This is a genomic window from Streptomyces sp. NPDC032091 (assembly GCF_055580265.1).
The window spans coordinates 362,825-376,852 of sequence record NZ_JBVILR010000004.1 but is presented as its reverse complement, the minus strand read 5'-3'; the positions used below and the strand labels follow the sequence as shown (position 1 = coordinate 376,852).

11 protein-coding genes are annotated in these 14,028 nt (G+C 76.3%); 7 read left to right on the top strand and 4 right to left on the bottom strand.

Features of this window, described 5'->3' with window-relative positions; translation table 11 throughout:
* Nucleotides 1-123 precede the first annotated feature (123 nt).
* The 5 genes from ACZ5NJ_RS09865 (at nt 124) to ACZ5NJ_RS09845 (ending at nt 6,717) form a co-directional block, all read left to right on the top strand.
* Nucleotides 124-1,293 carry a glycosyltransferase gene (locus tag ACZ5NJ_RS09865; RefSeq protein ID WP_468764198.1) on the top strand — a complete coding sequence of 390 codons (1,170 nt, stop codon included), beginning with the start codon at nt 124-126 and terminating at the stop codon, nt 1,291-1,293.
* Between the two features lie 266 nt (nt 1,294-1,559).
* Nucleotides 1,560-2,171, top strand: coding sequence for a DUF6643 family protein (locus tag ACZ5NJ_RS09860; protein WP_468764197.1), 612 nt, complete (start codon nt 1,560-1,562; stop codon nt 2,169-2,171).
* Nucleotides 2,172-2,337: 166 nt separating this feature from the next.
* Nucleotides 2,338-3,165: an MOSC domain-containing protein gene (locus ACZ5NJ_RS09855; protein WP_468764196.1), complete on the top strand. Its 828-nt coding sequence runs from the start codon at nt 2,338-2,340 to the stop codon at nt 3,163-3,165.
* Nucleotides 3,166-3,492: 327 nt separating this feature from the next.
* Nucleotides 3,493-4,116 carry an Rv1733c family protein gene (locus ACZ5NJ_RS09850; RefSeq protein ID WP_468764195.1) on the top strand — a complete coding sequence of 208 codons (624 nt, stop codon included), beginning with the start codon at nt 3,493-3,495 and terminating at the stop codon, nt 4,114-4,116.
* A 144-nt stretch (nt 4,117-4,260) separates the two neighbouring features.
* The gene (locus ACZ5NJ_RS09845) at nt 4,261-6,717 is read left to right on the top strand and encodes a right-handed parallel beta-helix repeat-containing protein (protein ID WP_468764194.1); all 2,457 of its coding nucleotides are present in this window, start codon (nt 4,261-4,263) and stop codon (nt 6,715-6,717) included.
* On the opposite strand, the gene ACZ5NJ_RS09840 is transcribed toward ACZ5NJ_RS09845, so the two are convergent.
* Nucleotides 6,668-9,232: a hypothetical protein gene (locus ACZ5NJ_RS09840; RefSeq protein ID WP_468764193.1), complete on the bottom strand. Its 2,565-nt coding sequence runs from the start codon at nt 9,230-9,232 to the stop codon at nt 6,668-6,670. The genes ACZ5NJ_RS09845 and ACZ5NJ_RS09840 overlap by 50 nt on opposite strands.
* Before the next feature lie 272 nt (nt 9,233-9,504).
* Between ACZ5NJ_RS09840 and ACZ5NJ_RS09835 the strand changes: the two genes are divergently transcribed.
* Nucleotides 9,505-10,017: an SRPBCC family protein gene (locus ACZ5NJ_RS09835; protein ID WP_468764192.1), complete on the top strand. Its 513-nt coding sequence runs from the start codon at nt 9,505-9,507 to the stop codon at nt 10,015-10,017.
* A 41-nt stretch (nt 10,018-10,058) separates the two neighbouring features.
* On the opposite strand, the gene ACZ5NJ_RS09830 is transcribed toward ACZ5NJ_RS09835, so the two are convergent.
* Nucleotides 10,059-11,216 carry a PLP-dependent cysteine synthase family protein gene (locus tag ACZ5NJ_RS09830; RefSeq protein WP_468764191.1) on the bottom strand — a complete coding sequence of 386 codons (1,158 nt, stop codon included), beginning with the start codon at nt 11,214-11,216 and terminating at the stop codon, nt 10,059-10,061.
* 199 nt (nt 11,217-11,415) lie between these two features.
* Here ACZ5NJ_RS09830 and ACZ5NJ_RS09825 point away from each other — a divergent pair, with 199 nt between their 5' ends.
* Nucleotides 11,416-11,961, top strand: a complete 546-nt coding sequence (locus tag ACZ5NJ_RS09825) for an ATP-binding protein (protein WP_468764190.1) — start codon at nt 11,416-11,418, stop codon at nt 11,959-11,961.
* 40 nt (nt 11,962-12,001) lie between these two features.
* On the opposite strand, the gene ACZ5NJ_RS09820 is transcribed toward ACZ5NJ_RS09825, so the two are convergent.
* Together ACZ5NJ_RS09820 and ACZ5NJ_RS09815 are read right to left on the bottom strand one after the other, a co-directional pair.
* Nucleotides 12,002-13,318, bottom strand: a complete 1,317-nt coding sequence (locus ACZ5NJ_RS09820; protein WP_468764189.1) for an ROK family transcriptional regulator — start codon at nt 13,316-13,318, stop codon at nt 12,002-12,004.
* A gap of 41 nt (nt 13,319-13,359) precedes the next feature.
* Nucleotides 13,360-14,019 carry an alpha-ketoglutarate-dependent dioxygenase AlkB family protein gene (locus ACZ5NJ_RS09815; protein WP_468764188.1) on the bottom strand — a complete coding sequence of 220 codons (660 nt, stop codon included), beginning with the start codon at nt 14,017-14,019 and terminating at the stop codon, nt 13,360-13,362.
* Between the last annotated feature and the right edge of the window lie 9 nt (nt 14,020-14,028).

Sequence of the window (14,028 nt, the reverse complement as noted above, 5' to 3'; positions counted from 1 at the left end):
GCCAGATCCGGCCCCGACCATCGCGCCGGATCCGGCGCCGACGCGTCCCGCACCGGACCCCTCACCGCGCCGCGCGGCTCCCGGTGCGGGACACGTCGGGGGCTGGTCGGCCAGACTGCCGGCATGGGCCTCCTCATCGCCGCGTACGCCTCCCTCGCCGCCTGGCTCTGGCTCACGCTCGCCCAGGGCATGTTCTGGCGCACCGACATCCGGCTCCCCCCGCGCACCGCACCCGCCCGCTGGCCCTCCGTCGCCGTCGTCGTCCCGGCCCGGGACGAGGCCGGGGTGCTGCCCCGCAGCCTGCCGTCCCTCCTGGCCCAGGACTATCCCGGCCCCGCCGGCATCGTCCTGGTCGACGACGGGAGCACCGACGGCACCGCCGCGCTCGCCCGCCGCCTGGCCGCCGAGCAGCCCGGCCTGCCCCTCACCGTGCTCTCCCCCGCCGACCCGCCGCCCGGCTGGACCGGCAAGCTGTGGGCCCTGCGCCACGGCATCGCCCACACGACCCGCGACGCGCCGGACGCACCCGAGTACCTGCTGCTCACCGACGCCGACATCGCGCACGAGCCCGACAGCCTCCGCGAGCTGGTCTCCGCCGCGACCAGCGCCCGGCTCGACCTCGTCTCCCAGATGGCCCGGCTGCGCGTGGCCGGCGCGTGGGAGCGGCTCGTCGTGCCCGCCTTCGTGTACTTCTTCGCGCAGCTGTACCCGTTCCGCCGGATCAACCGCCCCACCGCGCGCACCGCCGCGGCTGCCGGGGGCTGCGTCCTGCTGCGCACGGAGGCGGCCGTCCGCGCCGGGATCCCGGACTCCATCCGCCAGGCCGTCATCGACGACGTCGCCCTCGCCCGGGCGGTCCAGCGCTCCGGCGGCCGGATCTGGCTGGGGCTGGCGGAGCGGGTGGACAGCGTCCGCCCGTACCCGGCCCTGGCCGACCTGTGGCGGATGGTCTCGCGCAGCGCGTACGCCCAACTGCGCCACCGGCCCGCCCTGCTGGCCGGAACGGTGGCCGGGCTGGCCCTGGTGTACCTGGTGCCCCCGGCGGCCCTGTGCGCCGGGCTCGCGACCGGCCGCACCGCCGTCGCCGCGGCCGGCGCACTGGCGTGGCTGCTGATGGCCGGCACGTACCTGCCGATGCTGCGCTACTACCGCCAGCCGGCGGTGCTCGCGCCGCTGCTGCCCTTCACCGCCCTGCTGTACCTGCTCATGACCGTCGACTCGGCCGTGCAGCACTACCGGGGGCGCGGGGCCGCCTGGAAGGGCCGAACCTATGCCCGCCCGAGCGACGCCTGAAACCATCCGCCGGCCGGAATCCGGCCTGACGGCGCGTCACCATGGAGTCGTCCGAGGTCACCGCGTTGTGACAGCCCCTCAGTTCCGGATCGGTGCACGGGCCATCCGACGAGTACGAGTGGGAACAAGATGGGGTGCATGTGGCGAACCGTGCAGGTGAACGCCAAGTGAAAGCTGGGGCTCTGACCTGGGAATATGCAGGTCAGAGCGGTGTTGACGGCACCTGGCTATGGACCCCGTGAAGTCGTGGGCTTAACTTGTCTCCCATGACCTCCCCCCGCTCCACTTATGGCGGCGGTTACTACTCCGCGCCCTCTTTCCCGGACACCCCCATCTACGACTCCCTCGTCGCAGAACGCGGGACTCCGCAGATCGCCCCGATCCGCGTTCCGGCCGCCTACGAGTCCCCCAGTGCCGGTTACCCGAGCGGTGGATACCTCCCGGCCCTCGCCTCCTCCATGCCCGCCCTCCCGCCCGCCTCGCCCCAGCCGATGCCGACCCCCGCGTACGGCTACGGGTACCAGCAGCAGCCGGCCGCGCCGGCCCCGATGCCGGTTCCGCTTCAGCACGCGCCGGCCCCGTACGTCCCACAGCAGCAGGTCGCGCCGCGCGCCGGGTTCGTCCCGCAGCCGCAGCCCCAGCCGCAGCAGCCGCGTCCGCTCGCCGCGGGCATGGGGTACGAGGCCATGCGGCCGGCCGCCCCGCGCCCGATGACGGCGCCCATGCCGATGGCCGCCGCCATGCCCATGGCGGCTTCCGTGCCGGTGGCGGCCCCCCTGCAGATGGCGGCGCCGATGCCGGCGGCCGTCCCGACCGCCGCGTCGGTCCCCTCGTACCAGGACCCGTACGGGGGCCAGTACCAGGGCCGCGGCTACTGACCGACCGCCCCCCGCCCCCCGGCCGCTCCGGCGGCGGGGCCGGGGGGCGGCGGCCGGAGCCTGAGGGCGGTGCCCGGCAGCGGTGGCCCGAACCGGGCGGCCGGGACACTGCGCCCTGCGCGAAACGGGCTGGGGCGCCGGCGCGGGCGGCTGGCAAGATGCCCCCATGTCGAACTTGTACGTCCGGTCCCTCCACGTCCATCCCGTCAAATCGGTGGCGGGGACCGCTCCCGACGAGATGGTCGTGGAGCCCTGGGGCCCGGCCGGTGACCGCCGCTGGGCCGTGGTCGATCCGGCGGGCGCCGTCATCACCCAACGCCAGCAGGCGCGGCTGGCGTTGGCCTCGGCGCGCCCGCTGGCCGGCGGCCGGATCGCGCTGTCGGCACCCGGCATGCCGGAGCTGGTGGTGGAGGTGCCGGAGCCGGGCCCGCTGGAGCCGGTCGTGCTGTTCGGCAAGAAGGTCGACACGGTGGTCGCCTCGACGGCCGCCGCCGAGTGGCTCGGCGCCTTCCTGGGGCAGCCCGCGCGGCTGGTCCACCTCGACGACCCGGCCGTGCGCCGGCCCGTGGACCCCGACTACGCCCTGCCCGGGGAGACGGTCAGCCTCGCCGACGCCTATCCGGTGCTGCTGGCCACCACCGCCTCGCTGGACGCCCTCAACGCCCTGATCGCCGAGGGCGACCATCCCGAAGAGGGCCCGCTCCCGATGAACCGATTCCGCCCCAACCTGGTGGTCGGCGGGGGCACGGACGCCTGGGCCGAGGACGGCTGGCGGCGCATCGCGATCGGCAACGCCGTCTTCCGGGGCGTGCGCGAGTGCGGGCGGTGCATCGTCACCACCACGGACCAGGCCACGGCCGAACGCGGCCGGGAACCCCTCAAGACCCTGGCCCGCCACCGGCGCGTCGGCAAGTCGCTGGCCTTCGGGCGCCAGCTGGTTCCGGTCGTCCCGGGCACGGTGCGCGTGGGCGACGAGGTACGCGTCCTGGAGTGAGCCCGCCCCCGGCCCGCCCGGGACACCGCCCCCTCGCGCCGCGACCCGGCCCGCCGCTGACCACGGCGGCCACCGCGACGGGCATGGGGGCCGCCGGAACGGGCAGGCGGCGGATTGACACCTTCGAGGGGCTCGCGGGGTCCGCCGGAACCAACCGGCGGCGCGGGGCCGTTGGAGCATGCGGGACGAACGGGCACCCCGCCGGAGCAGGAGCACCGGATCGGGTGACGGACGTCCCGCGCGTCCCGGAATGCGCGTCCTCCGGGTATGCGGAAGGCTGGGGCGCGCGGACAGACGCAGACTGGCATGGGCAGGGGGAGCCGGACCGTGCGGACAGCAATGGGTGTGTGGCGCTGGCGGCGCAATCCGCTGCGCAGGCCGACCGACCTCGTCGAGGCGTGGGTGGCCCTGGTCGCGCTGGTGTGCGTGCTGCTGGTGGCCCCGGCCGTCGGCTGGGCCGCCGGCCTCCGGGTGGACGGGATCCTGCAGCGCGCCGCGCACGAGCAGCGGCAGGAGAGGTACCTGGTCCCGGCCGTGGTGGTGCGGCCCGCGGCCGCGGCGGGAGCGCGGGCCGGCGCGGCCGCCGATCCCTCGGCACAGCGGACGGCGCCGGCACCGGCGCGGACCGCGATCGTGGCCTCGTGGACCGCGCCCGACGGCACCCGGCACGAGGGCGCGGTCCCGGCGGCGGAGGAACCGCCCCGTCCGGGCGACCGGTTCCGGATATGGACCGACATCCGGGGCCGCCTCGTGGGGCAGCCGCTCGATCCCGGGGCCGCGTCCTTCCACGCCGCCATGGCCGGGCTGGCCGCCGCGCTCACGGCGGCCGCGCTCGCCGAGACGCTCCGCCGGCTCGTCGTACGCCGGCTCATGCATCGGCGGTACACGCGTCTGGACCGGGCGTGGGCGGCGGCCGGGCCCGACTGGGGCCGGGCGGGTGCGGGCAGCTGACCTGGCAACTCCCGGGCCCCGCGCGCGCTACGGTGGGGCAGCAGGCCCGTCCGGCCGCTTCGGCGCCCGGGCGGGGCCGCGGCCGCTTCAGCCGCTCCGGCCCGTCCGGCGGCGCGAGTACGAGGGTGGGGGCACGGCAGCACGATGGCTCAGGGCACGGTCCAGGTGACGCACGGCGGGGCCTCGCGGTGGCGGCGGCGTTCAGGTGAGTATCCGACGCTGAGCGCGGCGCTCGCGGTGGCGGGCGACGGCGACGTGCTGTCCGTCGCCCCCGGCACCTACCGGGAGAACCTGGTGCTGTGCCATGCCGTGACCCTGCGCGGGCCCGAGGGGGCGGCGGCCGGCTCGGTGCGCATCGCCCCGCTGGACGGGGTCGCGCTCACGGTGCGCGCCTCGGCGGTGGTCCAGGACCTCCATCTGGAGGGGGCGGACCGGGCGGCGCCCGCGCTGCTCGTCGAGGAAGGCTCCCCCGAGTTCAGCGACCTGCGCGTGCACACCCGGTCGGCGTCCGGCATCGAGGTGCGCGGCGGGGCCCGTCCCCTGGTGCGCCGCTGCACGGTGGAGAACCCGGCCGGGGTGGGCATCGCCGTCCTGGACGGCGGCGGCGGGGTGTTCGAGGAGTGCGAGGTCGTCGCCGCCGGCCAGGCCGGGTTCTCGGTGCGCGGCGGGCACCCCCGGCTGGAGCGCTGCCGGATCCACCACGCCGTCGGCGCGGGCATCGCCGTCACCGGCGAGGGCTCGGGCCTGGAGGCGCTGGGCTGCGAGGTGTACGAGATCAAGGGCAGCGGGGTGCAGGTCGCGGCGCGGGCCGCCGCCCGCCTCACCGACTGCTCGGTGCACCGCACGTCGGGCGACGGGGTCACCCTCGACACCGACGCCGTGCTCTCGCTCGCCGGCTGCGACATCCACGACATCCCGGAGAACGCCGTCGACCTGCGCTCCCGCTCCGTGCTGACCCTCAGCCGCACCACGGTCCGCCGGTTCGGGCGCAACGGCCTGTCGGTGTGGGACCCGGGGACCCGCGTCGAGGCCGAGTCCTGCGAGATCCACGACAGCACGGGCGACTACCCGGCGGTGTGGATCAGCGACGGCGCCACCGCCTCCCTGGAGTCCTGCCGGCTGCACGACGTGCCGGACGCGGTGTTCGTCCTGGACCGGGGTTCGCGCGCCGACGTGGTCGACAGCGATCTGGCCCAGGTGCGCAACACCGCCGTGTCCGTCAGCGACGGCGCCACCGCCCGGCTGGCGGACTGCCGGATCCGGGAGGCGGGCACCGGGGCGTGGTTCCGCGACCACGGCAGCGGCGGCACCGTGAGCGACTGCACCGTCGACGGGGTGCAGACCGGGGTGATCGTCACCAAGGGCGCCGACCCGGCCGTGGAGCGGGTCACGGTCACCGCGTCCGCCGAGGCCGGGTTCTACGTGTCGGCGGGCGGGCGGGGCACCTTCACGGACTGCCGGGTGTCGGGCGGTTCCGGCTTCGGCTTCCACGTCCTCGACGGCTGCCGCAGCACGCTCGTCGGCTGTCACACCGAGCGCTGTGCGCGCGGGGGCTACGAGTTCGCGGAGGACGGCCCGCTGGTCGAGGGGTGTACGGGCGACGGGCCGGGGACCCGCCTCACCGCCGAGGCGGGGGCGGGCACCGCACCGGCCGGGGCGCGGCCCGGAATCCGTACGGTGGCGGCCGCGCAGACCGTCGTGGGGCAGCCGGCCGCGGCGCCCGCACCGGCGTCCGCTCCGATGCCGCAGGCCCGTGGCCCCGAGACCTCGGCCGGGGCCGGCCGGGCCGCGGACGAGGTGCTCGGGCAGCTGGACGCCCTGGTGGGGCTGGACAGCGTCAAGCGCGAGGTGCGGGCGCTCACGGACATGATCGAGGTGGGGCGCAGGCGGCGGCGGGCGGGCCTCAAGGCGGCCTCGGTGCGCCGGCACCTGGTGTTCACGGGCTCCCCGGGTACCGGCAAGACCACGGTCGCCCGGCTGTACGGGGAGATCCTCGCCTCGCTGGGGGTGCTGGAGCGCGGCCACCTGGTGGAGGTGTCCCGGGTGGACCTGGTCGGCGAGCACATCGGGTCCACGGCCATCCGTACGCAGGAGGCCTTCGAGCGGGCGCGCGGCGGGGTGCTGTTCATCGACGAGGCGTACGCGCTGGCGCCGGAGGACTCGGGCCGGGACTTCGGGCGCGAGGCGATCGACACGCTGGTGAAGCTGATGGAGGACCACCGGGACGCGGTGGTGGTGATCGTCGCCGGGTACACGGCGGAGATGGAGCGGTTCCTGACCGTCAACCCGGGGGTGGCGTCGCGGTTCTCACGGACCATCACCTTCGGCGACTACGGGCCGCAGGAGCTGCTGCGGATCGTGGAGCAGCAGGCGGAGGAGCACGAGTACCGGCTGGGCGAGGGGACCGGCAAGGCGTTGCTGGAGTACTTCACGGAGCTGCCCAAAGGCCCGGCGTTCGGCAACGGCCGGACCGCCCGGCAGACCTTCGAGTCGATGGTGGAGCGGCACGCGAGCCGGGTGGCGCAGCTGGCGGAGGCGGGCACGGACGAGCTCACCCTGCTGTTCCCCGAGGATCTGCCGGCGCTGCCGGCTCCTTGCTGATCCGCTGGACGGGCAGCTCCGCGTCCTGCCGTGGGCCGGTCCGGGCGGCGGTGGCGGTGCCGGCGGCGGCCAGGCGGGCCAGGAGCGCGTCGCGTTCGGCGCTGAAGGCCGGGTCGGCCTGGTAATCGCCGTGGCGCAGGATCGGCGCGGGCAGCGGGTGCAGGGGGTCGCGCCCGTAGGCGACCGGGTCGGCGAGGGGTCCCCGGTCGACGGCACCGTCCGCGTCGGCGCCGGCCCCGACGGGCCCGCCGATGGGGTCGGTGGCCCGCCACAGGTTGCGCCAGCAGTCGAGGTCGCGGTGCAGGGCGGCGAGCGGGCCGGGGCCGAAGTAGGCGGGGAACCAGCGGCCGTAGAGCCGGGCCAGCGGTGACCCGTACGTGAGGAGGGCGACGCGGCGGCGGGTCGCGGGCGGCAGCTGCCAGACGGCGGCCGCCGCGAGCACGCTGCCCTGGGAGTGGCCGGAGATGACGAGTCGGCCGCCGGTGCGGGCGGTCCAGCCGGTCATCCGCCAGGTCAGGTCGGGCACGGCCCGCTCGGCGTAGCAGGGCGGGGCGAAGGGGTGGGCGGCGCGCGGCCAGAAGGTGCCGACGTCCCAGAGGATGCCGATGGTGCGGCGGGAGGCGGGGTCGCGGTAGGCGCGGCGGCCCAGGGCGACGAAGGCGGCCATACCGAGGCCGATGAGCCAGGATCCGCTGTCCTGGGCGGCCCGGGCGGCGGCGGCGAGGAGCGGGTGGGCGTGCGGGGCCGCCTCGGCCGGGACCTGCCCGCTCCCCCAGGCCCCGGCGAGGGCTCCGGCGCCGAGGAGCAGGGTGACCGCGCAGACGGCGCCGACGAACCAGGGGGCGGTGTCGGTCAGGGCGGCGGCGGCCCGCGCCCCGGCGATGCGCCGGCTGCGGTCGGGGTCGGGGACCGCCCCGGGGTATTCGGCGGCGACGGTGGCGGCGGCCGTGCGGCGTGTCGCGGCGGCCCGGATCCCGGCGGTGGCGGCGACCAGCGCCAGTGCGAGCAGCAGGGGTGGGAGGACGGCGGCCTGCCAGGACAGCAGGACGGGCGGCCCGGGCAGCGGGGCTCCGGGCGCGCCGGGGGTGGCCGCGCCGTCGAGCCAGTCGGCGACGCGCTGGGCGACGCCGCCGGACATCACCCCGCCGAGCGCGCAGCCGAGCAGGGCGACGGCCGGCCCGCCCAGCCCGCCGAGGACGGCGCCCGGGGTCGGCGTCCGGCGGTGGAGCCGGCGGGCGAAAAGGGCGAGGGCGAGGACGCAGCCGCCCTGGGCGAGCATCAGCGTCCCGAAGGCGAAGTCGCCGGGGAGCCTGCCCCGCGAGGTCCAGCCGGGACGGGACCAGCCGGCGTAGAGGAGGGCGGCGGCGAGCAGCGCGAGGGCGGCGGCGGGCAGCAGGGTGACGGCGGCCCGGTCGAGCCGGTGGTCGGGCCGGTCCTCGGTACGGCCGCGCCGGCACACGACCCACAGGACGGCCACCGCCCCGGCGGCGAGCAGCCCCTGCACCGCCCAGCCGGCGGCGATCAGGGCGGCGGGGGCGGCGGGGGAACCGCGGTCCTCGCGGGCGGCGGGGGCGGCGACGGCGAGGGCCACGGTCAGCAGCCCGGCGGCGGTGTGCGCGGCCCGCAGCCGGGCCACGATCCGCCGCCCGTACCAGAACCCGTCCCGCCCGAGCGGAGCGTCCGCGTGCCCGCCGCCCTGCGGGTCACCGCGGTGCGGGTCAGCGCTGGGCGGGGCGGACGATCCGGCCGGGTCGGGCGCGGCTGCGGAGGGCGGGGCTGCGGAGGGCGGGGCTGCGGAGGGCGGGGGCTGGGATTCGTACGCGCTCCAGGTACGGGCCGACAGGAACCAGAGGAGTCCGGTGAGCGCGGCCGGGACGAGGGCGCCGAGCGCGAGCCGCCGGCCCGGCTGGGCCCACCAGCCGCCGGGCCGCAGGAAGGCGAGCCAGGGCCGGGACCCCGTGCAGACGCGGGCGCCCGCGCACTGCCACGCGAGGAGGTCGAGCGCCACCTCGCAGGCGGCCGCCACGAGCAGCACGGTGAGGCTGAGGGCGAGGAGCCGCACGAGGAGCCCGTACCCGCGCACCGCCCGCTGCGGTCGCCCGGCGGGGGCGGGGGCGGTGGCGGGCCGCGCCCAGTGGGCGAGGTTGGCCACCATGAACGGCAGGAGCAGCAGCCACAGCGCACGGGTGCCGTTGCCGGAGGTGAGCCGGGACCAGCAGTAGGCCTCGGGGACGGGCCGACCGGCGTAGCGCTCGGGGTGGGCCTCGGCGTCGGCGTCCTCGGCCCGGCGGAAGACGGCGGCCGTGGAGTCACCCGTCACCCGGACGGGATGCGGATCGCGGAGCAGCTCACCGGGGGCGGCTCCGGCGACCCCGTGCACGAACAGTTCGAGCGCGAGCGGTGCCGCCTGCGGCGGTGCGAGCGGCGGTGCGGACCGCGGCGCCGCCGACAGCGGCGGGGCGGCGTGCTGCACCCCGGGCGGCGGGACCGCGTCGGGTGCGGCGGGCTGCGGCATGGGGCCTCCCCGGGGAGGGCGGTGCGTCGGGCCCGCGCGCGGCGGTGCAGGGCCGCTTCCAGCATCCCGCGCCACGACGGCCCTGCCCAGGCCCCGTTCGCGTGAACGCGGCCTCACCGGGGACGGAGCGACCGCCTCCTGTGGCGGTGCCGCACCCGCGAGGACGTCGCGTACCGCACAACCACCTTTACGGCGAGGACATCTGATGGCGTGACAGATAGGGTGTCGGACGCAACGCCGCCGTCACCGAACCGCCCACAGGGGGTAACGCCATGGTCCGCCGACTCCGCCCCGTGGGGCTGGACTTCCTCGAACAGGCTCCGACGCGGCTGGTGTTCACGGCCCGGGCGGCGGCGGCGCCCGAGGCGCTGTACCGGGCGCTCGCGGAGGAGGTGACCGGCTGGCCGGCCTGGTTCGGGGCGGTGACGCTGGCCCGGCCCACCGGGGGCGGCGCGGGCCGGGAGGTCAGGCTGCGGGGCGGGGTCAGGTTCCAGGAGACGGTCGTGGCCGCGGAGGCCTCGCGGCGCTACGCCTACCGGGTCGACCGGACCAACGCACCCGGGCTGCACGCCCTGTTGGAGGAGTGGCTGCTGGCCCCGGCCGCCGGGCCGCACTCCCCCGGCGAACGCTCCCCCGGCACCCTCGTCCGCTGGACCTTCGCCGCCGACGGCCCGGCCCCCCTGCGCCTGGCGCTGGCCGCCGCCCGACCGGGGCTCGGCCACTCCTTCCGTACGGCGGTGCGCACCCTCGACGCACGGCTGTCGGCGGCCCCGGCCCGCGGCTGACCCCCGGGCCGCCGGTCAGGTTCCTCGGTCAGGTTCCTCGGTCAGGACTGGGGCTCGCGCCAGGCTCCGGTGTCCAGCAGCGTCTCGATCGTCTTCGCGTACGGGGCGATGTCCAGGCCCTGGGCCGCCAGCCACTCGTCCGAGTAGTACTTGTCGAGGTAGCGGTCACCCGGGTCGCAGAGCAGGGTGACGACGCTGCCCGTGCGGCCCTCCGCCACCATCTCGGAGACGATCTTCAGGGCGCTCCACAGACCGGTGCCCGTGGAGCCGCCGGCCTTGCGTCCTATGGCCTGTTCGAGGGCGCGGCAGGCGGCGACGCTCGCCGCGTCCGGGACCTTCATCATGCGGTCGATGGCGCCCGGCACGAAGCTCGGCTCCATCCGCGGCCGCCCGATGCCCTCGATGCGGGAGCCGCAGTCGCTGCTCGCGTGCGGGTCGTGGCGCGTCCAGCCGTCGAAGAAACAGGAGTTCTCCGGGTCCGGGACGCAGATGCGGGTGTCGTGCTGCATGTAGTGGACGTAGCGCGCGATCGTCGCGGAGGTGCCGCCGGTGCCGGCGGTGGCCACGATCCAGGCGGGCTCGGGATAGCGCTCCAGGCGCAGCTGCTGGTACATCGACTCGGCGATGTTGTTGTTGCCGCGCCAGTCGGTGGCCCGCTCCGCGTACGTGAACTGGTCCATGTAGTGGCCGCCGGTGCGGGCGGCGAGGTCGGCGGACTCCTCGTACATCTTCATGGAGTCGTCGACGAAGTGGCATGCGCCGCCGTGGAATTCGATGAGCCGGCACTTCTCCGGGCTGGTGGTGCGCGGCATGACGGCGATGAAGGGCACGCCGATGAGCTTGGCGAAGTAGGCCTCGGAGACGGCGGTCGAGCCGCTGGAGGCCTCGATGACGGGGCGTCCGGGGCGGATCCAGCCGTTGCACAGCGCGTACAGGAACAGCGAGCGCGCGAGGCGGTGCTTCAGGGAGCCCGTCGGGTGCGTGGACTCGTCCTTGAGGTAGAGGTCGATGCCCCAGGCCTCGGGCAGCGGGAAGCGCAGCAGGTGGGTGTCGGCGCTGCGGTTGGCGTCCGCCTGGACCTTGCGCACGGCTTCTTTGAGCCAGGCGCGGTAGGCGGCGTCGCTGCGGTCGACGTCGACGGTGGTCGTCACCGCGGCCGTGTTCGAGGCCGTCGTACCGGTGGTGCCGGTGGTGCTCATGCGCCTTGCTCCTTTGTCCGTTCCATGGCCCCCTCCTTTCGAAATGTACCCCCCTCACCTGCGCAAACAGTCACTTTGGGTTTCTATGCGGATCGCTTTCGGTCGCGTTCGGTTGCAGACGGCGCGACCGTGGGTGACCCTGGAGAGTGCGTCACCGAGGGTGCAGCACCCGTAACACTGATGTCGGGGAGTCGCAGCCGTGATCACACATTCCCGCAGGCACTGCGTCGTGGAACTGCAGGCCCAGCCCGCGCGGATCGGCCAGGTCCGCAGGATCGTCTCCGCCCAATTGCGCCACTGGCGGCTCGACCCGCTCATAGACCGGGCTGCGCTCGGCGTGACGGAGCTGCTGAGCAACGTCCACCGCCACGCGCAGCCCGACAAGGTCTGTACGGTCGAGATCGAACTCCGCTTCGGGCTGCTCACCGTCTCCGTCCACGACAGCGATCCGCGGCTGCCCGTCCGGCGCGAGGCCGATGGCCTGGAGACATGCGGTCGCGGGCTGGCGCTCGTGGAGGCCGTGAGCGAGGCGTGGGGTGCCCGCCACCGGCCGGACGGACCCGGCAAGGTGGTCTGGTTCTCCCTGCGGGCCGCGCCCGCGCCGGCGGCGCCGCCGCACACGGTCCGTATCGGCGTGAAGACGCCCGTACGGGAGCCCGCCCGGGCGGTGATCGGCGCCGTGGACGCACAGCCCGTCGTGACGGGCGTGCCGGCGCCGGTGCCGGCCGGTACCGGGCCCGGGTGACGCACCCGGGACCGTCCCGCCGCCCCGGGGCCGGTACGGCTCAGGCCGCCGCGCCCAGCGTCCCCAGCGGATCGTCCAGCACCGGCTGCCAGGCCAGCTCGGCCGCCCCGACGAGGCTGTTGTGGTCGAGGGTGCACGGCAGGATCGGCACGCCCCCGCTGCGCCCCCACAGGCTGCGGTCCGCGACCACGGCGCGCAGCCGCTCCGGGTCCGCGTACAGCAGCTCGCGGTGGAGTCCGCCGAGGATGATCCGGTCCGGGTTGAGGATGTTGACCAGGCCCGCCAGGCCCAGCCCGAGCCGGTCGATGAGTTCCTCGGCGGCCGCCCGTACCGAAGGCTGCGCGTACTCGGCGCGCAGCAGGTCGCGGGCCTGCTGGAGCAGCGACACCTCGGGGCCGGGCGTGCGGCCCGCCGCGGTGAGGAAGGCCAGCGGGTCGGCTTCCACGTCCAGGCAGCCCCGGCTGCCGCAGTAACAGGGGCGTCCCTCGGGGTTGACGGTGAGGTGGCCGACCTCCAGGGCCAGGCCGGAGCTGCCGCTGTGCAGCCGGCCGTCCAGGACCAGCGCGCCGCCGACTCCGCGGTGGCCGGTGGCCACGCAGAGCAGGTGCTGGGCGCTGCGGCCCGCGCCGTGGCGGTGCTCGGCGAGCGCGGCGAGGTTGACGTCGTTGCCGGTCAGGGCCGGTCCGTCGATCCCGGCGGCCTTCACGCACTCCGCGAAGATGGCCCGGACGGGAGACCCGGCCGGCCAGGCCAGGTGCAGCGGGTTCAGGGCCGTGCCGTCGGGCTCGGCGACCGCCGAGGGCACCGCGAGGCCGGCGCCGATGCAGCGCCGGCCCGACGCTTCGAGCAGCTCCGCGCCCGCGCCGACGACCGCGCCGAGCACCTGGGCCGGGTCGGCGGAGACGGTGACCTTGCCGGGGGCGGTGGCCACGATCCGCCCGCCGAGGCCGACGAGCGCGGCCCGGAACCCGTCCGAGTGCACCTGCGCGGCCAGCGCCACGGGGCCGTTCTCGTCGACGGCGAGGCGGTGCGAGGGGCGGCCCTGGGCGCCGCCCGCGCCGCCCGGGCGGGAGTCGACGCGGATCAGGCCGAGGGCCTCCAGCTCGGCGGCGACGGCTCCGGCGGTGGCCCGGGTGACGCCCAGCTCGGCCGTCAGGACCGCGCGCGTCGGGGCCCGGCCGGTGTGGACGAGCTCCAGCGCGGGGCCCAGGGCGCTGCGGCCCCGCTCCAGCTTGTTCTTCGTGGAAGCCGCGGGGGCTGCGGAGGCCGGGGAAGCCGCGGGGGCCGCTGAAGCCGTGCGGGCCGTCGACGCCGTGTTCTCGTCCCCCACCCCCGGCGGGGCGCCGTTGCCGTTCATGCATGGATCCTCGCATGATCGGGAGGCCGGGAGCGCAGCGGCTACACGGGACCGAGACCGCCGACCCGCAGGGTGATGTTCAGGCGGCCGGTCAGCCCCAGCCCGGGCGGGGCCGTACCGGGCAGGACCTTGGGCACGCCGTGGTAGGCGAGGCGGCTGGGGCCGCCGAAGACGAAGAGGTCCCCGCTGCGCAGCTCGACGTCCCGGTAGGGGCGTCCGCGCGAGGCGGTGTTGCCGAAGCGGAAGACGCAGGCGTCGCCCAGGCTGAGCGAGACGACCGGGGCGGGCGAGCGCTCCTCCGCGTCCCGGTGCATGCCCATGCGGGAGTCGCCGGCGTAGAAGTTGACCAGGGCGATGTCGTACGCCTCGGCGGCCGGCGGGGGTGTCCCGTAGGCGTCGGTGACGGCCCGCCGTCCCAGGTCGGCGAGCCAGGCGGGCATCGGCTTGACGGGGGCTCCGTCTCCGTCGACGGCGGTGGGCGCGTACCCGTACGGGTACCAGTGCAGCCCGAGGCACACCTGCCGGGCGGACATCGTCCCGCCGCCGGGCGTGCGGACGGTGCGCAGTCCGGCGGGCGGGCGGGCCCAGGCGCGGCAGGCGTCGAGGAGCTCGCGCTGGCGCCGGGGCCCGAGCCAGTCGGGCAGGTGCACGGCGCCGGGTGCGATCTCGGTCCGCCCGCGCGGGAAGAGTTCACCGTCCACCCTTCCATT